This is a genomic window from Rhodococcus sp. APC 3903 (assembly GCF_030407755.1).
Classification (GTDB): domain Bacteria; phylum Actinomycetota; class Actinomycetes; order Mycobacteriales; family Mycobacteriaceae; genus Rhodococcus_F; species Rhodococcus_F erythropolis.
The window spans coordinates 56,694-78,788 of record NZ_JASDCV010000024.1; the positions used below are offsets into that span (position 1 = coordinate 56,694).

At 60.4% G+C, this 22,095-nt stretch carries 19 protein-coding genes; 14 read left to right on the forward strand and 5 right to left on the reverse strand.

Annotated features, from left to right (window positions below; genetic code table 11):
• Nucleotides 1-43 precede the first annotated feature (43 nt).
• Nucleotides 44-316, forward strand: a complete 273-nt coding sequence (locus QMA15_RS26865) for a hypothetical protein (RefSeq protein ID WP_290287277.1) — start codon at nt 44-46, stop codon at nt 314-316.
• A 729-nt stretch (nt 317-1,045) separates the two neighbouring features.
• Here the strand turns inward: QMA15_RS26865 and QMA15_RS26870 are convergent.
• Entirely contained in the window at nt 1,046-1,432 is a 387-nt protein-coding gene (locus tag QMA15_RS26870) for an excalibur calcium-binding domain-containing protein (protein WP_290287278.1), read from the reverse strand.
• An 875-nt stretch (nt 1,433-2,307) separates the two neighbouring features.
• Here QMA15_RS26870 and QMA15_RS26875 point away from each other — a divergent pair.
• The 6 genes from QMA15_RS26875 to QMA15_RS26900 all read left to right on the forward strand — a co-directional run bounded on the left by QMA15_RS26875 (nt 2,308) and on the right by QMA15_RS26900 (nt 9,065).
• A complete protein-coding gene (locus QMA15_RS26875) occupies nt 2,308-3,312 on the forward strand; it encodes a LuxR C-terminal-related transcriptional regulator (RefSeq protein ID WP_290287280.1) in 1,005 nt (334 codons plus the stop codon).
• 482 nt (nt 3,313-3,794) lie between these two features.
• A complete protein-coding gene (locus QMA15_RS26880) occupies nt 3,795-3,926 on the forward strand; it encodes a hypothetical protein (RefSeq protein ID WP_257233137.1) in 132 nt (43 codons plus the stop codon).
• Nucleotides 3,926-5,476 (forward strand): sodium:solute symporter family protein, encoded by a 1,551-nt coding sequence (locus QMA15_RS26885; RefSeq protein WP_290287286.1) that lies wholly within the window; start codon nt 3,926-3,928, stop codon nt 5,474-5,476. The genes QMA15_RS26880 and QMA15_RS26885 overlap by 1 nt, the downstream gene beginning before the upstream one ends.
• Before the next feature lie 42 nt (nt 5,477-5,518).
• Entirely contained in the window at nt 5,519-6,406 is an 888-nt protein-coding gene (locus tag QMA15_RS26890) for an alpha/beta hydrolase (protein ID WP_279218517.1), read from the forward strand.
• A gap of 32 nt (nt 6,407-6,438) precedes the next feature.
• Entirely contained in the window at nt 6,439-7,692 is a 1,254-nt protein-coding gene (locus QMA15_RS26895) for a DUF1116 domain-containing protein (RefSeq protein WP_290287292.1), read from the forward strand.
• On the forward strand, nt 7,689-9,065 hold the full coding sequence (locus QMA15_RS26900; RefSeq protein WP_290287294.1) for an amidase: 1,377 nt from the start codon (nt 7,689-7,691) through the stop codon (nt 9,063-9,065). The genes QMA15_RS26895 and QMA15_RS26900 overlap by 4 nt, the downstream gene beginning before the upstream one ends.
• 87 nt (nt 9,066-9,152) lie before the next feature.
• On the opposite strand, the gene QMA15_RS26905 is transcribed toward QMA15_RS26900, so the two are convergent.
• Complete coding sequence (locus QMA15_RS26905) at nt 9,153-10,388, reverse strand: MFS transporter (RefSeq protein ID WP_290287296.1); 1,236 nt, start codon at nt 10,386-10,388, stop codon at nt 9,153-9,155.
• Between the two features lie 69 nt (nt 10,389-10,457).
• Here QMA15_RS26905 and QMA15_RS26910 point away from each other — a divergent pair, with 69 nt between their 5' ends.
• A complete protein-coding gene (locus tag QMA15_RS26910) occupies nt 10,458-11,471 on the forward strand; it encodes an AraC family transcriptional regulator (protein WP_290287298.1) in 1,014 nt (337 codons plus the stop codon).
• Between the two features lie 55 nt (nt 11,472-11,526).
• Here the strand turns inward: QMA15_RS26910 and QMA15_RS26915 are convergent, their stop codons facing one another.
• Entirely contained in the window at nt 11,527-12,702 is a 1,176-nt protein-coding gene (locus QMA15_RS26915) for a helix-turn-helix domain-containing protein (protein ID WP_290287300.1), read from the reverse strand.
• Between the two features lie 150 nt (nt 12,703-12,852).
• Between QMA15_RS26915 and QMA15_RS26920 the strand changes: the two genes are divergently transcribed.
• From QMA15_RS26920 to QMA15_RS26945, 6 genes are all read left to right on the forward strand, one after another.
• Complete coding sequence (locus QMA15_RS26920; protein WP_290287302.1) at nt 12,853-14,181, forward strand: MFS transporter; 1,329 nt, start codon at nt 12,853-12,855, stop codon at nt 14,179-14,181.
• An 88-nt stretch (nt 14,182-14,269) separates the two neighbouring features.
• Nucleotides 14,270-15,934 (forward strand): amidohydrolase, encoded by a 1,665-nt coding sequence (locus tag QMA15_RS26925; RefSeq protein ID WP_290287304.1) that lies wholly within the window; start codon nt 14,270-14,272, stop codon nt 15,932-15,934.
• 28 nt (nt 15,935-15,962) lie between these two features.
• Entirely contained in the window at nt 15,963-16,724 is a 762-nt protein-coding gene (locus QMA15_RS26930) for a maleylpyruvate isomerase family mycothiol-dependent enzyme (RefSeq protein ID WP_290287345.1), read from the forward strand.
• A gap of 25 nt (nt 16,725-16,749) precedes the next feature.
• The gene (gene gabT, locus QMA15_RS26935; protein WP_290287306.1) at nt 16,750-18,138 is read left to right on the forward strand and encodes a 4-aminobutyrate--2-oxoglutarate transaminase; all 1,389 of its coding nucleotides are present in this window, start codon (nt 16,750-16,752) and stop codon (nt 18,136-18,138) included.
• On the forward strand, nt 18,135-19,601 hold the full coding sequence (locus QMA15_RS26940; protein ID WP_290287308.1) for an NAD-dependent succinate-semialdehyde dehydrogenase: 1,467 nt from the start codon (nt 18,135-18,137) through the stop codon (nt 19,599-19,601). Before gabT ends, QMA15_RS26940 begins: the two co-directional genes overlap by 4 nt.
• Before the next feature lie 122 nt (nt 19,602-19,723).
• Complete coding sequence (locus tag QMA15_RS26945; RefSeq protein WP_290287310.1) at nt 19,724-20,047, forward strand: putative quinol monooxygenase; 324 nt, start codon at nt 19,724-19,726, stop codon at nt 20,045-20,047.
• A 125-nt stretch (nt 20,048-20,172) separates the two neighbouring features.
• Here the strand turns inward: QMA15_RS26945 and QMA15_RS26950 are convergent, their stop codons facing one another.
• Entirely contained in the window at nt 20,173-20,448 is a 276-nt protein-coding gene (locus QMA15_RS26950; RefSeq protein WP_290287312.1) for a hypothetical protein, read from the reverse strand.
• A gap of 748 nt (nt 20,449-21,196) precedes the next feature.
• Nucleotides 21,197-22,081: a MurR/RpiR family transcriptional regulator gene (locus tag QMA15_RS26955; protein ID WP_290287313.1), complete on the reverse strand. Its 885-nt coding sequence runs from the start codon at nt 22,079-22,081 to the stop codon at nt 21,197-21,199.
• Nucleotides 22,082-22,095 lie beyond the last annotated feature (14 nt).

Sequence of the window (22,095 nt, forward strand, 5' to 3'; positions counted from 1 at the left end):
GCCCGGCCGCGGCTTGAAGGACTGAACATTGCAGGGAGAACTAATGACCGACGCTGCCGAAGAGAACACAAGCAAAATCCTTGAGGTTGCCGACATGCTCGACGCGTACGGCGAGGGTGGCCACTCGAACGCTGAGGACGCACGAGAGACCGCCATGGGTTTGCGCTTTTACGCAGACGACCCGGATGCGAACAGTTCCGCGCTCCGAGAGCTGTTAACCAAGGCGGTGGATACGTTCAAGTTGGCGGACGGTAGCACCCGGTGGGTCCCGGAGTTCATTCGGAGCGCCACGTCCGCCAGACAAGCGTTGGGGTAGGTGTCAGGGGGTAGGCGGCAACGTCGTTTCGGGGAGTTGTCTCACCGTCCGGTGCCTCAGAAATGATCGAATGATGGACGAGCCGATTCGGTAGGAACACCCGATCAATCCCCGGATGTCAATTTCACGCAGAAGGCCTGCGGCCATCACTGCATGAACCCAAGGGTGGGCGATCGTCAAACAGGACGTCATAGGGTGTGTCAGTGATCGTCGCAGTCGAAGGCCCTAGCGCCGCAGGGAAGACCACATGGTGCCGAGCAACGGGTGGACGGTTCGTTGCCGAATGCGCCCCGAATGGGCAGGAGCCGAATGGATCCGATCGGGTAGAGAAGGCGAACTATTGGGCGCATGTGAATGCACGGCGGTGGACGCAGGCACTGGCGCTCGAGGAATCCACCGGTGTGGCGATATGCGACAGCGACCCGCTGAAATTGCACTACAGCTGGTGTCTGGCCGCAGTGGGGGCGTCGCCGGTCAGCAGATTCGAACAGGAGCTCGCCGCAGTCCGGCGGATGTTCGCAGAGCGTCGACCTACGTTGTCGACATTCAGGCCGCTGCCGCAGCGACCCCTTCAACGTCACTGTCACGGCGCCGGAAGGCGTGCCCTGCGCGGCTGGACTGGCCCACTTGGAATCGCCGCAGCACGTCCTCGGCTCCCCGCGTGTATTCAACCCAAACCCGCTGCAGGACAAAGCCTCCGGCCAGGTCGGGGTTCTGTGCTGCGTGCAGCTACTTCTCGCAAGCAACGCCGTCTTCGTCGCGGTCGAGGCTTGTAGAGTATCCAGGATCGCCCTTGTAGAGAGGTGCAGCTCCAGCTTTCTTCACGTCGGCGCATGAGCTGTACTTGACAGTGGGCACTTTCGGCGCTGCCGGGGGAGCGGTGACTTTGGGTGCGGGTGCAGCGGGAGGGGCAGGCACTTCGGAAGTTGTGACAATGGGTGCGGCGGTCGTCGTCACGGGGACTGTGGAGGAGGGCGCCTTGACTGTGATTGTCGGTGCGTCCACCAGTTTTTGGATCGTGGTCGTCGTGGGCGCCGGCTTCGCGTCCTCGCTGCCACTGCAGGAGGTGAGGAGCAATGCGACGGGGATGGCGAGGGCGGCAATGATTCGTTTCACCGAGGAATCAAACCAGACAGACCGGTCGTAACATATATTTCGGCTTGCGGGGCGGAGTTGGTCTGACCCTCCCGGCCGCGGAGGGGGGAGCTGTCACAGTTGGTGCTGCTCGCCGCGGTCTTGGGATATCGCATCGGCGGGGCGCGATCGAATAGTGCCCGTACGACCATTGGATCTCAGCTGCACCCGGAGTTGAACGGCTTTGTCTTGATGGGGCAGGGCTGGAGTGTATCTCCTGGGCTGGGCTGGGCTCGGCAACCGGGCAAGGCAGATCGAGCCACCGGCCAATCAAGCATCCAGCGTGATCGTGGGTGGTCGACCCATGCAACGCCGGATACACGGACAGAATCCTATTGTGGAGCTTCGAATGAATGAAAAATCAAGAGGGAAAAGAGATTCCGCACTTTCTTCACGGAGACGGCGACGTGATCACGACGGAGGCCTCCACGAGTTGTAGCCCGATCCCGAACTCCCGAAGATGATCCGAACCAATGGGTATGGACCTGTACGGTTTGCACTCCCGGCCTCAGGTGCCGCGGGGAACACATACGACCGTTCGCCGCTGATCCTGCCGGAAATGTACTGGGAGACTTGGCTCGACCCGAACCTCACCGACACAGCGAAAGTTCAAGCCATGATCAATTCTGTGCCGGATCCGCATCTGAGCATTACGAAGTCTCGACTGCCGTCAACCGTGCCGGGAACGACAACCACAGCTTGCTTGAGCCGGTCGCCGGGTGGGCGTAAACTCAGCCACTTTTCGGCCACTGCGTGTGGCTCTACCACCGGTTTCCCTCTCGTTCCCCGATGTTGCCTGACTGGCGAGACAATGAGAGCCTATACGTACTTGGGGGAGTCGGATCCAGGAGTATCGTATGCAGATCCACGCTTTGCTTCCGGCCATGATCCCGCCGGACGATGGCCGTTTCGTCGAACTATCCGATGTCCACGTGCGCGCTTCTGCTGCAATGAGAGTCCTGCGGGATTCGATTCCATGGGATGGATACGCATTGACGGCATGGGATGCGGGTTCAGGAAGTCATAGGCACGTCACGTTGGCGAGCGAAGGCTACACGCGGGAGCTCGACGAACATATGAACGATGCGTTCGTCGACGGGAATCCGGGCTTTCATTTGTTGCATACCCAGGTTCCGCACGCCCTCCGTTGGCTGGACTTGCAGAGGGATTGGCACATCCCGTTCGCGCAGACTCAGTCCGCCGAGGGGTTCTTGATTCCCGCTGGGTTCAAGGAGGGCGCGACCATGTGTCTGAGGTTGCCTGGTGGGCGATATACCGGTGCTCTGCACGTGAGTTGGGCGCGCCCCAAAGACGCCAGTAACGAGGCTCTTAGCGTGATCGAGAGGTTCCGTCCTGTACTCGCTGACGTCTGTGATCTCTTCCGGAGCGCTCATGGTGCCGTGCAACGGGCTGGGGTGGCAGCGCACGCCGTCATAGTCACCGATACAGGCGCAATTTCGGAGCTGCCAGGTCATACGGCGGGTCCGGTTCTTGGAGAGTCTGCGCGCAGGTGGTTGGCGTCAGCGATCCGGGATTGGGCTGGCCGACCGGCGCAGTACTTGTGGGCCGAGTCGGATGGTTCGTGCCATCGGATCGAGTTGTCGGCGGGTCCCGGAATGTCCCTCGTGGTCGTTGAACGTCGGATTCCGTGGCCGTTCGGGTTGAGCTGCCGGGAAGTGCAGATTCTTCATTGGGTCACCCGAGGCTGTTCCAATCCCCAGATCGCGAAGAAGCTGTTCATCAGTCCTAGAACCGTTTCGACCCACGTCGAGCATCTTCTCGTCAAACTCGGGAGCCAATCTCGTGTGCAGCTCGCCGCGCTTGCTGTGGAAGCAGGACTGTTGCTCGCGAGCGAGATGTGAGGACCCGGAGTGCGACCGTCGTCAGGGTGACCGCAACGACCAGCGAGTCGGGGGAGCCGGAACGGGCGTAAACCAAAGCCCTACGGTAGCGCCAAAGGCGCTGTGAGGGAAGGTGTATCTCCGTTGATGATGCAGCAGCCGCGTCTTTAGTGGCGGATTCTCACCCGTTCAGTTCCGGTTATGAAATTCTCGATGCCCCAGTGCATTTCGCCCGTTCGGTTTGTTGTGTCCGCATGCGACGTCCGACCGGAGGTATGCGGAAAATACGTCAACTGACCGATGGTCGAGGAATGTGATTGTTCATACGCTTTTCATCTGGCTATACGCCGCCCAGCCGGCCCTGTTGACGGCCTGCAGAGACGAAAAGAGTACCAATGAAACGCACTGGCTTATTCAGTCGTTCCCCAGCGAGGAACATCGCCTTCGGCGCACTATTCGCGCTGATCAATATGATCGCGCTCTGGCCACCTTTGTACATCGCAATGTCCCACCAGCACGGTCTGGTCATCGGCGTACCGATTTCGGTCTGGTACCTGATACTCGTGTCCGCAGCTGCGATCGCAGCAGTCACCGGTCTCTGGGTCACCGAGTGTCGTCAGGGAGCGGTGGACTGATGATCGTCACTTTTGGCGCCTTAGGCGTCTTCTTCGTCGTCATCGTTGTTGTCCTTCACATCTCCAAGAACCGGCAAAGCGTCGCGACGTTCAGCAACTACGCCGTCGGCGAGCGCTCGTTTTCGAGCTGGTTCGTGTCGATGGCGTACACGAATTCGTGGTGGCCCGGTTCGACTTTTACCGCGGTTTTCGGTCTGACCGTTGCTAGTGGCGTGATCGGGTTGTACTTTCTCGTCTACTCCGTCCTTGGTGTTCTCGCGATGTATTTCATCGCCCGGCCAGTATGGAAGTGGGGTAAGAAGTTCGACCTGCGGACCCAGGCGGATCTACTGGACCTGCGGTACAACAGTCGCGGCCTGAAATTGATCGGAAGCGCCATCAGTGTCGTCGCCCTCGTGCCCTGGCTCGTTCTCGGGCTCATTGCAATGGGCGCGGTAGTTCAGTGGGCATCGCTGGGTAAACTCTCTGACGCCGACTCCATCCTGATCGGGATTGCAGTATTGGTCGTGCGTCAGTTCTGGACCGTCCAGATGGGTATGAGGGGTCTCATCCTCACCGATATGGTCCAGGGGATTGTTGCCTACATCGGATCGGCCATTTTGTGCCTGGGCCTGTTGATCTTCTACTTCGGTGGCATCTCGAACATGAGCAAGCTTACCGACGCTCAACTGAGCCTGCCCGGCTTCGGATCCGATGAAGGCGGACTCTACTACTTCGGCATCGTGGCCGCCGGAATCATTGGAAGTCTTTGCTGGCCAATGATATTCACTCGAATCTACACCGCGGCCAGCGTGCGTGAAGTGAAAAAGGGCTCGCTGCAAACAATGGCAATCGGCTTCGTGTTCTGCGTTCTACTCATGTTTGTCGCGCTGTGCGCGGCGCCGATCCCTTTCGCCGCCGCTAATCCAGTATCGTCGTTCTTCGCGATCGCGCTGGACGCCGGTGGCACCTGGTTGTTGGCGATCGCGCTTGTCATAGTTTTCGCGGCGGGAATGGGCTTCGTCGACGGGGTCACCCAAGCGATCGGCACTCAAGTTGCAAACGATATCGTTGCTGTCGTTCACCCACTGCGGGACAAGCAGGAGCTCTACCTCGCCAAGGCTGCGATGGCAGTTACCGCAATAGTCGCCGCGATCATCGCGTACCGCATCTACGATTCACCCAACTTGGCCGGCGTCACGCAGTTGGCGTATCAAGCCATCATCCAACTTGCCGTACCGATCTTCGGCGGACTCATGTGGCGCAAAGGTAACAGGGACGGCGCAATCGCCGGGCTGCTCGTCGGTGCGGTAATCGCTCTGGCGCTGACGGTTCCGTACATGGACCAAGGCGGGGCAGTGCCGTGGCTTGAGGGGTTAGGTTCCGGACTGGTCGGCCTCGTAGCCAATCTTGTCGTCTTCGTCGCGGTCAGCCTCCTTCGAGCCAGTGACCGGGAAGAGTTGGAACGAGTTGATCAGCTCTTCGAGTCGGCCCGAGAGCCATCCCGCAGCCCCGGCCAGACAACACCCATACCGAGTGCCGGCCAGGTAGCGCCCGCACCTTTACCGTGACCCGATCTCGGGACTTCCCCACAAAGAAGAGGAATTGAGTTCATGAGCACGTTCGATCAAACCATCACCATCCCCCACCTCGGCGGCTCGGTCATAGGGGCCACGTTCGGGCGACCTTACAACCCCGAATTGCCGACCCTGGTCATGATCAACTCGTACACCACCTCTGCGGAGTTGTACCGCGACCAGTTCGCGGATACTGCGCTGACCGACAGGGCCAACCTACTGGCGCTCGAGCCGTACGGTCATGGCCGAACCCGTTCGACATACAAGCATTTCACCTACTGGGACAGCGCAGTTGCGAACCTGCAGGCTCTTGCGGCACTGGACATTCCGAACGCATTCGTCTTGGGGACTTCGCAAGGGGGGTGGATTGCCACCCGAATGGGCTTGCTGGCACCGGAGGTAGTCAAAGGCCTGATTCCGTTGGGTACCTCGCTGGACGTCGAGAGTCAACGCAGTCGCGACCTCGGGTGCTGGGACGGGCCGGGATTCTGCACCCCCTACATCGAGGCCTTCGGCGAGCCGGTCGACGACGACTGGGTTGTTCCCGATGATTTCGTCGATGCCACCTTCGACGCTGCGCTGGGAGGCTTGAGCCCGGAAGACCGAGTGAGGTGGCTCGAGATCTACCGCACGAACTACTCCGGCGACGCGGGCCGGCACCGACTGCGGCTCGCCACGATCAATCTCCGTGATCGCGACGGCCTGTTCGGGCGATTGGACGAAGTGACACAGCCGGTTCTGTGGCTCCACGGCACGGCAGACCAGGTTTATTCAGTGGCCAACGCCGAGGAGGAAATCAAACTGTTCACCCGTGCGGCCGAAGTACGCCTCGAGACGATCCCAAACGGGCATCACTTCCTGAGCGCGTCCAAACCCGCTGAAGTCAATGCTGCTGTGATCGATTTCCTCGGTCGGTGGGCATGACCGACACACAGCTCGAGCAAAAGGCAGATGCTATGCAAGACACATTGTCGGACAGGCGAATTCACGCAAATAACGCCGCAGTGAATGCGATGCTGCAAGCAGACCCCGTCTTGATCGACGTCACCCCGGCACTCGATGCGCTGCCCGGCATGACCCGCCACACCATCCTCACCTCGGGAGCCCCGCTGCCCTGGCCCGCATACGAAGGAGGCCAGCGCCGAGCAATACTGGGAGCAGCACTCTTCGAGGGGCTCGCGAACTCGGTGGAAGAGGCCGACGCTCTCCTGCATGCGGGAGACATCCTCGTCCGGCCGTGCCATGACTACGGGTGCGTAGGCTCGCTGACCGGGGTGACGACGGCGTCGATGCCTGTCCTCGTTGTCGAAGATTCGATGTCGGGTTCGCGCGGACACTGCGTTCTCTACGAGGGAAGTGCCCGCGAACGACTCACCTACGGGGTATGGAACGAGGCTGTACATCAACAATTGACCTGGATCAAGGACGTGCTCGGCCCAGCCCTTTCAGCGGCACTACGACACAACGGCGGTCTACACACCAGTCCCATCATTCGGCGTGCCCTCGGTATGGGCGATGACTTGCACAGCCGTAATACAGCGGCAACAGCGGTGTTCTTCGAGCAGATCTACGAGTTTATTCTCGAGGCCAATGGCTTCACCGCAGCAACCCGCGACGTTCTGAACTTTCTCAGTCGGAACGACCTGTTCTTTCTCCATGTCGCCATGGCGACGGGTAAGAGCATCGCGACAACCGCCAGCGATACACCGCACAGCAGCATCGTCACCGCTATGGCGTTGAGCGGGAAGGAGTTCGCGATTCGTACAGCTGGCACCGGCCAGCGATGGTTCCGCGCGCCGATTCCCTCGTTGCAGGCGAAATATTTCGACGGGATCACCGCTGAGGATACTGCGTACATGGGCGGCGAGAGCCTGATCACCGAGACGGTGGGGCTCGGCGGCCTGTCGGCGGCGGCTGCTTTTTCGCTCCAGGATTACAGCGGCGGATCGGCTCAGAACATGGTCGAAACGACGGAGGCAATGTACGGCATTACTCACACCGAGCACCCCCAGTGGAAGATTCCGTATCTAGGGTTTCGTGGCGTTCCGTTCGGAATCGACGCGGCACGTGTGGTTTCCACCGCGATCACTCCGCGTATCCACATGGGTGCCGCCCTGCGTGAAGGCGGACACGCGGGCGCGGGTCTGCTCATCGCCCCGATCGAACCCTTCCGCGAGGCCCTCGCGGCGCTCACCGTGTCGGCGGCATGACGGAGAATCCCCCTTCGGCCGTCCACGTATCCGCGACTGGCGGCTACTTCAGCCGAAGAACCATCACGGACCTGGCTGCGGACCTTCGGGCACGTCGGGTCACGTCAGCGGATTTGATCGGGATTGCCATCGAGGAGGCCGAGCGCTCGCAATCGACAATCAACGCGTTCGTCACCATCGACGTGGCCGGAGCTCGTGCAGCAGCCGCCGCCGCCGATCGAGAATTGGCCGCAGGTGCTGACCGGGGTCCGCTGCACGGGGTGCCGATAGCGGTGAAGGACATGATCGATGTACGAGGTCTGCCGACGACCGCCAGTTCGCGCCATTTCGTGAATCGGATCGCCGCTCGCGATGCAGATTGCGTCGAGCGGCTCAGACGAGCAGGTGCGATAGTGATCGGGAAGACGACGACGCATGAATTCGCGAACGGTCCGACGGGGGATCGTGCTGCTACTGGACCCACTCGTAACCCACATGCATTGGGGCACATGTCCGGAGGGTCTAGTAGCGGTTCGGCGGCCGCCGTCGCTGCCGGTGTCATTCCAGTCGCACTCGGCACCGATACCGGTGGTTCCGTGCGAATCCCCGCCGCATGCTGCGGCGTCGTCGGTATTCGCCCCACACAAGGGGCGATCAGCACGCGCGGAGTACTTCCTCTGGCCAGTTCGATGGACACTGTGGGCGTTCTGGCTCGCTGTGCGGCTGATGCACACGTCGTACTGTCGGCGTTGATCGACGGTTTCTCAGCACCGGCCGAGTGCAGCTCCGTCGCCGGTGTGCGCGTTCGCTGGATATCGCCGAGATCAATTCATGTCACTCAACCATCGATTGCCCGTTCTGCCCGCGATCTGGTCGCACCATTTGTCACCGACGAAATAGATCTCCACGGCGCGGAGGCGCTTCGCTTCTCCTATCGTGTCATCCAAGGGCGTGAAGCTCACGCGATCCACGCCGAAAGGCTCAGTCTCGCACCCGATCTCTACGACCCAGAGGTGCGTGAGCGTCTCGAGATGGGCGGCGCGTACACCGATTCGCAGTTCTTGCAGGCGATCGCGATTCGTGAACAGTTCCTTGTAGGTGTTGCTCAGCTACTGAGTGCGGTCGATTTCATCGCGCTGCCTACGATTCCCTTTTCGGCACCGCCGCTGTTCAGCCGTCGGGTGAGTGTCGAGGATCAGCCGGTCGACGTTCCAAGTGGCCTGCTCTCACTCACCGCGCCGTGGAGTCTCATCGGACTGCCCGCAGTGTCCATTCCGGCAGCCGACGTCGACGGTTTGCCTGTCGGTGTACAGCTCGTCGGACGCCCACACACCGAGGCTGGTCTTCTGTCGTTCGCGGCGCAGCTCGAGGCGCGGAAACTGTTCGAGAACTGACCGGGCCAGATCACGCTGCTCGCGCACCGATCAGCGGACCTCGCTGATTCGTAGTCCCAGTCTGCTGTCGGATGCAGGTAACCGATGTCAGGCAGGGGGATCGGGGTTCTTCACGGACAATGTGATGAACAATGCTGACGCAATCAGCACGACTCCGAAAACCGAGAACACCGCCATGGCGCCCCCGGCTCCGAACATTGCACCGCCTGCTGCGGCACCTGCAGCGATTCCGGATTGGACACCGACAACCACGATCCCGCCTGCACTTTCCGCCTTGTCGGGCACGGTGCTGGTCGCCCACGTCGACCACGCCACCGAAACTCCGCCGAATGCCAAGCCCCACAACACCACCAAGGTTGCGCTTACGCTCTGAGTTGCAGGCATCAGTGCCAGACCTAGAGCAGCTATCCCGATCAGTAAGGGCATCAGCGCCAATGTCAGACGCAGGCTGAGTTGGAGGAGCCATCCGGCGACAAGTGTGCCTGCCAAGTTCGCCACTCCGAAGGCGAACAATAGAACAGTCAAGGTGGAGGCGCCGACATTGACCATGGTTTCGAGTGCCGGCCGAATGTAGGTGAACAGTGCATAGTGCCCGATGTGGACGAGCAACATGCCGACGATGCCGATCCCGAAGCGTGGATGTACCAACACCGACCACAAGGTTCTCAACCGTGCCTCGTGCCGCGGTGCCATCGAGGGCAACGCAAACAGTTGGAAGGCAAGCGTCACGACCCCGAGGGCTGCGGTGAGCCAAAAGGCACTGCGCCAACCGGACAGTTCACCGAGGTAACTACCGAGCGGTACGGACACGATGGTTGCTACGGCGATACCGCTGAAAATGATTGATACAGCGCGAGGTACCGACGATTCCGGTACCAGGCGCATCGCCGTGGCAGCCGCCATGCTCCAGAAACCACCTAGCGCAATACCGAGCAGGATCCGCATCGCCAACAGCACCACCATGTTCGGGGCCAGGGCCACGAGCGAGTTCGACGCGATCATCAGCACAGTGAAGCTGAGCAGAACAATCCGCCGGTCCATCCGTCGTGTCAGGCTTGCCGTCAGTAGTCCAGAGAGGATTGCTGCTCCAGCCGTGACGGTGACTGCTTGGCCCACCAGTGCTTCCGGCACACCCAAATCATCGGCAATCGGAGTCAACAGACTAGCCGGAAGATACTCGGCCGTAAGCAGCCCGAATACGCCCAGAGCCAGTGACATCACCGCCATCCACTTCGGTGTTACCGGCAGCGGTGGCGGGTCGACAACTGCGGCTGCTCGGGCGGGTCGGGTATCGGGCGCGGTGCTGCATACATCACTGGACAACGGTTGTACTTCTCCTGGATCGCATGAAAGGCTTTGAGTCAACACTAGATACGACTTTCAGGATGATCTATGACTGAGGATCCGGCCGTTTTGATCAAGAGTCCGGCCGAGTCGGCTGCCGGGATGTTCGCCTCGTCCTCCGACCTCATCAGCGAACTGTTGACGAGTATGCGGTTGCGTGGAGTGCAGTACCGTCGCGTTCATGCCGGTCCGCGATTCGGTATCGGCTTCGATGCGAAACCGGGCCGTGCCTATTTCCACTTTCTCGCAGTCGGTCACGCGTTCCTGCGTGCCACGAACGGCACCGTCCACGAACTGTCAGCGGGCAACGCTGTGTTCATCCCGCACGGTCGCCCCCATCAGTGGCTGTCCGGGCCGGGCGTAGTGGTTCAGGGCATCGACAGCTACGACTCCGAACCCCTCGGTGATGCGGTGGGGGACGTGAATGTCGGCCTCGCCGCCGATCTGTCTCCCAGCGCCGTATTGTTCACCGGTTACATGGAATTCGATCTCGGCGGGATGCAAGGCCTGAGTCGTATCATGCCCGAGATCATGATCGCCGACGCCCAGGGGGAGCGATATCCCGGACTTTTACCGATCCTTGCTGCGATGAGGCGTGAGACTTGTTCGGCGCGTGTCGGTTTTGCTGGTGTTTCAGCGCGTCTCGCCGAAGTCGTGGCTGCGATGATCGTGCGAGGGTGGGTTGAATGTGGCTGCGACAATGCCTCTGGACTGGTGGCTGCGCTGCGCGATCCGCGACTGGCGGGAGCCATCTTGGCTGTCCACCGGGATCCCGGACATCATTGGACGGTAGCGGAGTTGGCATCGCAGTGCCATGTTTCCCGATCGGTGTTCGCGGAGCGCTTTCATGCGATGATCGGTGTACCGCCTCTGCGGTACGCGACGGAACTGAGAATGCTTCTTGCCAGCCAGTGGCTGGCCCAGGACACGATGTCGGTGGAAGCCATGGCTCGAAATCTTGGTTACACCTCTCAAGCTGCGTTCAGCCGCGCTTTCAAGCGCGTTACCGGGCAGCCTCCCAGCGCACGTAGAACGACCTCGCCCATACAGTTCGTTGCGTGACGCTTCCGACGGCGATCGCCCCGAGAAGGTAAAGGGGAAGGCGTTTCGAGTGCTTCTATGCCCAACCCACTACGAGTCTCGCCGATTGTTCAGGAATCGTGGGGTCCAAACCGGTGAGTTTCGCAAATCGATGAAGACGATTGGAAACGGTGTTGCGGTGACAGAACAGCTCGTTGGCCGATTCCCCGATACTGCCTGTTTTCATATAGCTGCGCACGCATTCTTCGAGACGGACCCGCTCCGCGTCTCCGCAGGTCACCAAAGCATCGTCGACATCGGTGAGTAGCCCGTTTCCTGATTCTTGTAGGCCTAGTTTGGCCAGTCTCGCCCACCCCCGGTCCCAGGTGAGAGCCGCGTGGTCTTCGCTGGTGATTGTTCGTGTGAGAGCTCGTGCGGTATTGGCCGCCGCGCGAAGGGCTGACAGACCGGTGTCGGCGTTGACAATTCCGACTCGAAGCTTGAGGAGGTTCCGGCCGACATCGGTGACTTGCGGTCCGTAGAGGTCGAATCTGCGTGTGAAGGCAATCAGGACGTCGCCGAGGTAGTGGGTGTACACCGTTCGTCCGGAGCGCTCGGTTTCGGAGATGAACACTCGTAGCGCCGGGATGTCGTCACCGGCAGCTCCGATGACCAGAAGTGGGGCGCGTTGTGGGATTCGGAGTTCGGCTGCAATTGCATCCAGTTGATCTGTGTCTGTGGATCGGGGATCCTGGAACAGGTTTGCGATGCGTCCTTGCAGCGCAGACGATTCCTCTCTCAACATGCGTTCTCGTTCGGCCATGTAGGCCCCTTGTGTCTGTGCGGCGTACTCGTCGACGGTGCGAAGCACGATCCACGTGTGTCGGACCAACAGTTCGGCATCCCTCGGTGACGACGCGGAGGTGAGGGCCTCCCACAGCACGTTGTAGTCCAATCGGATCGCGGTCATCAATGAGGTGATGGGGATCCCTGCCCGTGCACGAGAGATGCCGACATCGTTCGCGACGGGGACGAAATCGGGCAGACCTCCCGCGCGCAGACCTTGGAGCATGGCAGAGAAGGCCATCCGGCCTGTGCGTTCGATCTCGGACGTCGGTAGCGGCGACGAGTCGTAGCCCGCGATCGAGGCGACACGTTTGACGAAGGTGTCGGTCAGTTCGGCGACGTCGAGGCTGTCGAGCAGCTCTTGCCATCTTCCTGAGTCGCGGGCGTCCGGCTCGTTGCCCGGTCGTGAGGGGGCGAAGTGGTTCACCAAGTCAGAATAGGGCATATGCACAAAATCGTGGCCGTAATCGGCGGTGAATGCCTAGGGACAGTGAGCGAATAACCTGAAATGCTTGCAACAAGCCGAAATCCCCTGGGGACAGAAGCAGACCGAATCCCTCATCCCTGATGGAGAGTTATGACGTACACACAATCGACGTCGATCGAATTCGGAGCCGTTCACGAGCTCGACAAGAAGAGCGCAAACAAGGTCGCACTCGGCGCTCTGGTCGGTTCCGTGCTCGAGTACTACGACTTCTTCCTGTTCAGTGCCGCGGCCGCTCTCGTGTTCAATGTTCAGTACTTCACCAGCGGCAACGCAACCTTGGCCGCACTTGCCTCGTTCGCCACTTTCGGAGTAGGTGTAGCGGCCCGACCGATCGGCGGCATCGTCTTCGGTGCAATGGGCGATCGGATCGGCCGCCGAAAGACGCTGATGATCACCATCGTCGGTATCGGCATCATTACCGCCTTGATCGGCATACTGCCCACCTACGCAGCGATCGGCATCGCAGCGCCGGTGCTGCTCGTACTGCTGAGAATCGTGCAGGGCCTTTTCGTAGGAGGGGAATGGTCAGGCGCCTTGACCCTGGTGGTGGAGAACGCGCCACTGCATCTGCGGGCGCGATACGCAGTGATTCCCCTCATCGGATCTCCGATCGGAACAATTCTGTCTTCTGGTGGATTTTTTCTGGTCACCATTGCAATTTCGCAGCAGAACTTCGAATCCTGGGGTTGGCGCATTCCCTTCCTCCTCTCGTTACCGTTACTTCTTGTCGCGGTTTACATTCGGCGCAAACTCGAAGAATCCCCTGTCTTCCGTCAGCTCGAGGAAGCTGGGGAGTTGGCGACCAATCCCGTGAGCACAGCCTTCAAACACAGCTGGCGTCAAATTCTGATCGGAATGGCGGCTTCACTTCTCGGAATGGGCGGGTTCTACCTCGTCACGACATTCTGTGTGTGGTACGGAGTGAACGTACTCGGATACAGCCGATCGTTGATGCTGCTCGGAACTATCGTCGCGGCCGTAGTCGAGATCTTCGTGATCTTGTTGAGCGGGCGGTTGGGCGCGCGATTCGGTTCGAGTCGGGTGATCTTGTGGGGCGGGATCGCCTCTGCCGTAGTCGCTCTGCCGGCCTTTCTGCTACTGACTTCGGGCGTTCCCGTGCTCATCGTTCTGTCGATGACGTTGGCAGTGGCGACGTTGTCGTTTCCCTACGCAGGTACAGGAGCTGTTCTGACCGGACTCTTCCCGGCGCGAACCCGATTCACAGGTGTTGCCGTCGCGAACAACACCGCCGCGATGATTGCAGGATTCGTTCCACTTCTGGTTACCAGCCTCGTAGCTGCAGCGCATGACCACTGGTGGCCCGCTGCGTTGGTTCTCGCGCTGATCTCGTTGATCACCGCATCGGCAGGAGCGATCGCGCCGAAATTCAGCGTGGACCTCCCCGGCTTCAAGCACTGAGAAACGTAGCGAGGCTGGTGTTCGAAACATCGCACCTCGTACCGCTGGATCAGACGCGGCTCGACTACTGGACAAGGACATCTCTCTTATGCAACTCGACCTCATTGTGCGGGCGCGCGAAATCATCACCATGGATCCTCATCGGCCGATCGCTTCGGTTGTCGGGGTAATCGGTGACCGGATCGTCGGGTTCGACGACGAAGTCGCCGGTATCGAGGCGATACGAACCCTGGACTTCGCAGACGCCTGTGTGACGCCCGGTCTGATCGACGCTCACTGTCACACCGTCTGGTGGGGACTCGGATTGGCGGCGATCGACCTCAGCCGCGCCGCCAGTCTCGAGGATCTCTACAGGCTGATCGAGACCGAAGTAGAGCGTATCGGTGATGACGCCGATGCCTGGGTCCACGGCACAGGTTTCAACCAGGGGCACTACGGCGGCGAATTCCCTGCTATCGATCGGCTCGACGCCGTGACGGGAAACCGCCCACTGTACTTACGGCACACCTCCGGTCACGCAGCGATCGCGAACACCGCTACGTTGCGTCTCATAGGTGCGCTTGACGACGGGTTCGAAGTTCCCGTCGGAGGTGTCGTCGTGCGGGATGACGAGGGCCGCCCTACTGGTGTCGTCGAAGAGTCGGCGCAAGGGTTGGTGCAGGCGTTGCTCTTGCCCTACTCCACCGAGCGGCTCGCCGAGGCAATCGACGAAGCAACCAAACGCTTTGCTGCACAGGGGATAACCAGCTTCACCGAAGCCGGTGTCGGTGGCGGTTGGATCGGCCACAGCTCCATCGAAATCGCGGCCTATCAATTGGCTGCAGATCGCAATCATCTGCACGCTCGTGCACAGTTGATGCCGGCAATCGACGCTCTTCATCCCCTTGCCGCGAACGCTTCGGACTTCTGCGGCGAGGGGACAGGAGTTGGCTTGGACCTCGGGATTCGTTACGGCTTCGGCGATTCCCACCTTCAGCTGGGGCACGTCAAGGTCTTTCTCGACGGTTCTCTGCTCGGGGCGACCGCCGCTGTGACAGAGGACTTCTGCGGCCATGAACACAACCGGGGATACCTCCTCGACACGCCGGAACTGCATCGAGAGCGTGCACTCGCGGCATATCGATCGGGATGGCCGCTTGCATTGCATGCGATCGGAGACGCAGCAATAGACCTGGCCCTGGACCTGATCGAGGAGGCGCAGAAGAGCTACGGCCGCCACAAAGCTCCGTGCCGTATCGAACATTTCGGCATCGCTCGACCGGATCAAGTGCGTCGTGCCGGCGATCTCGCGATTGCTGTGACCCCCCAGGCAGGTTTCATCGGGCCGCTCGGCGATCAGATTGCCGATCTTGTCGGCACCGACCGTGAACCGTGGCTCTACCGTGGGCGATCGGTCATCGATGCGGGAGCAATACTCGCAGGCTCATCAGACCTTCCCGTCGCCGACAACAATCTTCGTAGAGGTATGCAGTCGGCCGTCGATCGTCGTACCGACACCGGATTCGACCTGAGCTCGAACGAGGCGATCACACCGGAGGAAGCCCTTCGAACGCACACGGAATGGGCTGCGCGCGCGACCGGTCAGATCGATGACAAAGGCACCCTCGAACGGGGAAAACTTGCGGACTTCGCCGTGTTCTCGTCGTCGCCGCTCACCGCGCCGAACATATCGGAAATCGACGTCGTCGCAACACTACTCGGAGGAATCCTCAGCCATGATGCCCGACCGACTTCGCTGAAGAATTACTCGTAATCTTGTGAAGGAGAATGCTGTGAACGTGATGCGAGAGCCGGCTGACGAACTCGCCGTCGATCTCGGCTACGTGAGAGCCGGACAAATGCACTTCGACCGGACGTTGCGCGAACTCGGTGACGACGAACTGCGTGGACCCTCGTTGCTTCCAGGATGGACTCGCGCGCACGTGATCGCGCACGTCGGTTTCAACGCCCGCGCCCTCGGCCGGCTGGTGGACTGGGCGACGACAGGCATCGAGAAACCGATGTACGAGTCTGCCCATGCGCGGAGCCGGGAAATCGACAGCGCAGCACCACTGTCGAAAGTCGAACTCCGCGAACTCGGCGACAAGGAGGCGAGAGCGCTCGAAATCGCCTGGAGCGCAATCCCCGCCAATCGTTGGTCTACCGAGGTAAACAACGCCCAAGGTGTGCGGATACCGGTCTTCGACACCGTGTGGATGCGATCTCGCGAATTGTGGTTACATGCACTCGATCTCAACTATTCGGCGAGTGCAGCGGACATACCGCCGGCGGTGCAGCGACGAATAATTCACAATGTCCTGAATACATGGGCCACCCGAGACGACTATCGCGTGCACATGACAGTTGCGGACACCGGTGAAGAGTTCGAACCGGTATCGAGTCACATCACCACCGCCGATTCGACCACGGCACGCACCGCAGTGTCCGGGTCGCTTCCGAACCTGCTGATGTGGGTGACCGGCCGCAGAAACATCGCAGTGTCCGCGGTCGACACGTCGGGCCGCGAGATCGGCACAGCCCCGACAGCTCCGCGCTGGCTCTGACGCTCACTATCGACAACACCAAAAAATGAGGAACGAATTGTCAGTCTCATCAGTAACAGGCGGCCCACTGGTGCCGCAACACAGAGAACTCGTCACCGCAATTCCAGGACCGCAATCGCAGGCGCTCATGCGTCGAAAAGAGGCAGCCGTTGCGGCCGGCGTAGGGCACGTCGTACCCATATCGATCGTCGCAGCCGGAGGCGGCATCTTGATCGATGCCGACGGCAATTCTCTGATCGATCTCGGTTCGGGCATTGCCGTCACCGGCGTCGGCAATTCAGCTCCAGCCGTTGTCGAAGCCATAACTCGCCAAGCGAAACTGTTCACCCACACCTGCTTCACCGTCACTCCATACGACGGCTACGTTGCGGTCGCCGAGAAACTCAACTCGATCACCCCCGGTGACCACGAGAAACGCACAGCACTGTTCAACACCGGTTCCGAAGCCGTCGAAAACGCGATCAAGATCGCACGCTCCTTCACCAACAAACATGCGGTCGTGGTCTTCGATCACGCGTTCCACGGCAGAACCAACCTCACCTTGGGCATGACTGCGAAGAACACGCCTTACAAAAACGGCTTCGGTCCGTTCACACCCGAGATCTACCGTGTTCCAACCTCGTACCCATATCGCGATGGGCTGAGCGGGGCGGAGGCGGCAGAAAATGCGCTCCTGCAAATCGAAAGACAGGTCGGCGCATCCAATCTCGCAGCAATCGTCATCGAGCCCATCCAGGGCGAGGGTGGATTCATCGAACCCGCGCCCGGTTTTCTGCCTGCTCTAGCCGAATGGGCAACTGCCAACGGCGTCGTGTTCATCCTCGACGAAGTCCAAACCGGGTTCGCCCGTACCGGTGATCTCTTCGCTGCGAACCACGAGCGAGTCGTACCTGATCTCATCGCAACAGGAAAAGGTATCGCGGGTGGACTGCCACTGGCCGCAGTCACTGGCCGCGCAGAGATCATGGACTCGCCACAATCCGGCGCTCTCGGCGGCACCTACGCCGGAAACCCAATCTCCTGCGTCGCAGCGCTCGCCACAATCGAAACGTACGAAAACAACAACCTGGTTGGTCGTGCACGTGAAATCGCGGCGATCATCGATGAGGTCCTCACCGAACTGGGCGCCTCGGACGACCGTATTGGCGACATCCGAGGCCGCGGCGCGATGAAAGCCATAGAAGTAGTTCACCCCGACAGCACAGATCCGAACCCGGCGCTGACCGCTTCCGTCGCAAAATTCGCCGCGGATCACGGCGTAGTGGTTCTTACGTGCGGCACCTACGGAAACGTCATCCGATTTCTCCCTCCGCTCGCAATTTCCGACGAGCTGCTACGTGAAGGTCTACGCATCGTGGCCGACGGATTCCGTGCGCACGCCCCGACCTCAGCCACAAAGGAAAACCAGTCGTGACATTGAAGCCACATGAACAGGACCTACTCAACCGTGTCGAAACCGGTATCGGCGTCGCCGGAACATGGGCGACATCGAGTTCGGGTGCGACCTTCACCGTCGAAGACCCCGCAACCGGGCATGTGATCAAGACGATTGCCGACGCAACGGTCGACGACGCCATTCGCGCCCTCGATTCAGCCGTTGCAGCACAACAAGAGTGGGCCGAAACACCTAGCCGCCTACGTTCGGACATCCTCCGCAGAGCATTCGACTTGCTGATGGATCGCAAAGAAGAGTTTGCTCTGCTCATCGCCCTGGAAATGGGGAAGCCGATCGCCGAAGCACGTGGTGAGGTCGTTTACGGTGGAGAGTTCCTTCGGTGGTACTCCGAGGAAGCCGTACGCGTCAGCGGAGACTATCGCCGAAACCCCGAAGGGTCAGGCAACATCACAGTGTCGCACCTCCCTGTGGGGCCCTGCTACTTCATCACACCATGGAACTTCCCACTCGCGATGGCAACCCGCAAGATTGCTCCGGCACTCGCCGCCGGTTGCACCACCATCATCAAGCCGGCGGAACTCACTCCGCTGACCACGATCTACCTGGTGCAGCTGCTGGAAGAGGCAGGACTTCCGCCGGGTGTGGTGAACGTAGTGCCCACGTCGAATCCCAGCGCTCAGTCCAGTGCCCTGCTATCGGATCCACGCCTTCGCAAGCTGAGCTTCACAGGCTCGACGGCGGTTGGCGTCAAACTCCTCGAAGCTGCTGCGCAGAACGTATTGCGTACTTCGATGGAGCTCGGCGGCAACGCACCCTTCCTGGTTTTCGAGGACGCAGATATCGACCGAGCGGTCGACGGCGTGATGCTCGCGAAATTCCGCAACATCGGTCAGGCATGTACCGCCGCAAACCGCATATTGGTACACGATTCCGTGGCCGACGAATTCGTTCGTCGAGTAAGTAAAAGGGTAGCTGCGTTGAAAATTGGCCGTGGGGCCGACGAAGGTTACGACATCGGCGCACTGGTCGACAAGAAAGCCATCGCGAAGACAGAAGGTCTCGTCGCTGACGCGGTGGACACCGGCGCGGAGATTGTCACCGGCGGTCAGGCCATCGTCGGCCCAGGGAACTTCTTTCAACCGACCGTGATCGACAAGATCGGGCCTGAAGCTCGGATGGTGAACGAGGAGATATTCGGACCAGCGCTGGCAATAACTCGCTTTTCGTCCGAGGACGAGGCCGTGCACATTGCCAACAACACCGAGTACGGCTTGGTCAGCTATGTCTACACAGAGAACGTCGGCCGAAGCCAGCGAATGATAGAAAAACTTCAAACCGGGATGATGGGCCTCAACACCGGTCTCGTCTCGAATGCAGCAGCGCCTTTCGGCGGCATCAAGCATTCGGGGATCGGAAGAGAAGGTGGCTTCGAAGGAATTCGCGAGTTTTTGTCCACGAAGTACACGTTGACCCCCCGATGACACTTGAATCGACCGCACGAAAAGCGTCAGTAGGCGTCAGGACCCGTACCGAACGTAGTCGTCGTCGATTCGTGTTCCGGCACGGTGTTCTGCCCGTAATCTACTACTAGAGAGGAAGTTTCGTGACCGAGAACACACAACGTGCTACGTCGAACTTTCGAGTAGTCGCCGAATACCGGCTGGACGAGGAAACCGCGGACGAGGCGCTCGGCCATCTGGCCCAACTCGCCGAGGCAAGCCGAAAGGAGCCGGCCAATCTCGGCTACGAGTACTTCCGCAACGTCGAGAATCCGCTACACATAACCATCCTCGAGATGTATATCGACGAGGCCGGCTTCGAAGCTCACCGGACATCGTCGCACTTCACATCTATCGGCACGGCCAAAATCCTTCCACTTCTCACCGATCGAATCGTGCGCACGTACTCAGACGAGGGTGATCGCTGATGGCGTAAGGCCACCGAGCCGCGTCCCAGCATTCTTAGAGTGATCGGCCCGACTGGTGGCAGGATGGAGTGCCGAACTTTGTCGCCAAGAGATCCCGACGAGTGCACGCGCCCTCCCGACGACGCTCACGCGATCTTCGGCAAGAGCATCGCTGCAGCCGACATGGCACTCGAGCCGACGGAAGGCTTCGGGTTGAACGGGGCCGACATGAGACGAGTTGCGTACGTCCCACACGGAAAGTTCGCCGCTGGCGGAAGCTCCGTCGGCAGCTTGCCGACACGCGTTCCACCACGAACCTGATTCAGGGTGGCGTCCGATGTGGTTCGACGGCAATGCTTCTCAGGTCCGCCACCGTGTCCGTGGTGTTCGGCGCCGGCAGCGTCTGTTTGCAGGATCGTCACTGTGTGTAGATGACGGACGCTAGGTACAACGCGTAACGGTGCTCGCCCGCCACGCGGGGCGGACCTACGGGGTCGCATAGATGGCCGATGACGGAATGGGGGTCCTCATTCGACTGCAGTAGTCGACTCCCGCCAGCTCAACGGAGGCCCATCTATGCGTGGGTGTGTGCTGGATCTGCGAGGTTTGCGGTCGTGAGATTCCCGAGTGCATGCCCTCCTGGTGACGAGGTTGCGAGGTTACTGGGTGGGCGAGCGTGGTACTTGCTCGCCCTTTCCTGGTGTCGCTGTGAGGCAATGAGGACCGGCTCGGGATTGGTCCCCACCCACCACGTCAGTCTTCGGCCGGATGTGAGCTCGTCCACATGATCCGCAGTCGACTAAATTGCCGCTCAACCAATTTGGGGATCTCATGTCCTCCTGATCGTTGGCGTCACAGCTAACAATGGATGGGACCACTCAAATTCGACACAACACACCCGGCGCGTCGAGATGGGGCCAACCCAACTTGTCACGACCCGCTCAAGCTGGGGCCAATCCGACCTGTCATAACCAGGCACCTCAAAGTCCCCGGGAACTCCGGTGTTATTCAACGCATCGACGCTGCTCACTGAGTTGGCCCCAGACTTTTGGGTCGAGGGCCGACAGGCTTCTTGCCGGCGAGAGACAATCGCACAAATGCGACTGCAGTGGCGTGTCCCGCATATCGCCTGCGGTTTCAGAGAGTGGCAGGGCAGAACGGCGCCTCGCTTTAAGAGATATCGGGGAGGTCGATGCCCGCGCGCTCGGCTCTGCTGCGTTGATCCGGGTCGCGGATGGCGATCGCGGTTGCCAGTGCGTCGATGACGACGAGCTGAGCGAGTCGGCTTCCTGCTGCAGCCATTTGCATCGGCAGCGGCGCTCCGCCGACCACGAGGGCGATGTCGGAAAGTAACGCGAGGGGAGTGTCGTACTGATTGGTGATCGCGACTAGCTTTGCACCGGCGGAGCACCCTGCATCAGCCACGCTGAGTGTCGATGAGGTGCGCCCGGTTGAACTGATAGCGATCACGACGTCATGGGGGCCTAGGAGTCGCGCCGCGATCATCGCTGACTCGTGGTCGGGAATGGTGAATGTGGTCTTTCCGATAGCGCGGAGACGAAAGACGGCATCCGCGGCGACGGCTGCGGATGTGCCTGCCCCGACGACGACAACCTGGCGAGCATGTTTTAATGCACCGACCGCCTCGTCCAGTGCCGCGATTGTCATTGCCCCACCGAGTGCGATCAGTGCGTCGTGGCCCGTTCGGATGGAGGCCTCGAGTACCTCGGCCGACGTAGCGCTGTCAGTGAGATCTCCTGTGGGTGCGAAGAATTCAGTGGTCCCCCGAGCGCGGGCAATTTCGAGTTTGAGTTCGGTGAATCCAGCGAACCCGACTGCTCGTGCGGCGCGGACCACACTCGGGGCGGACACACCTGCCCGTGCAGCGACTTGCGCGGCGGTGCTCGTACCTACGAATAGGGGGTCCGACAGCACCAGTTTTACAACCTTCGCCTCGCTCGCTGCGAGGTCGCCGCTGCGAGCCTGCACGATGCCCAGCCATCTCGTGAGCGGACTCTCGCCATCTGAAATTTCATTACCTATCGTGTGATCCACACGTTATAGCGTAA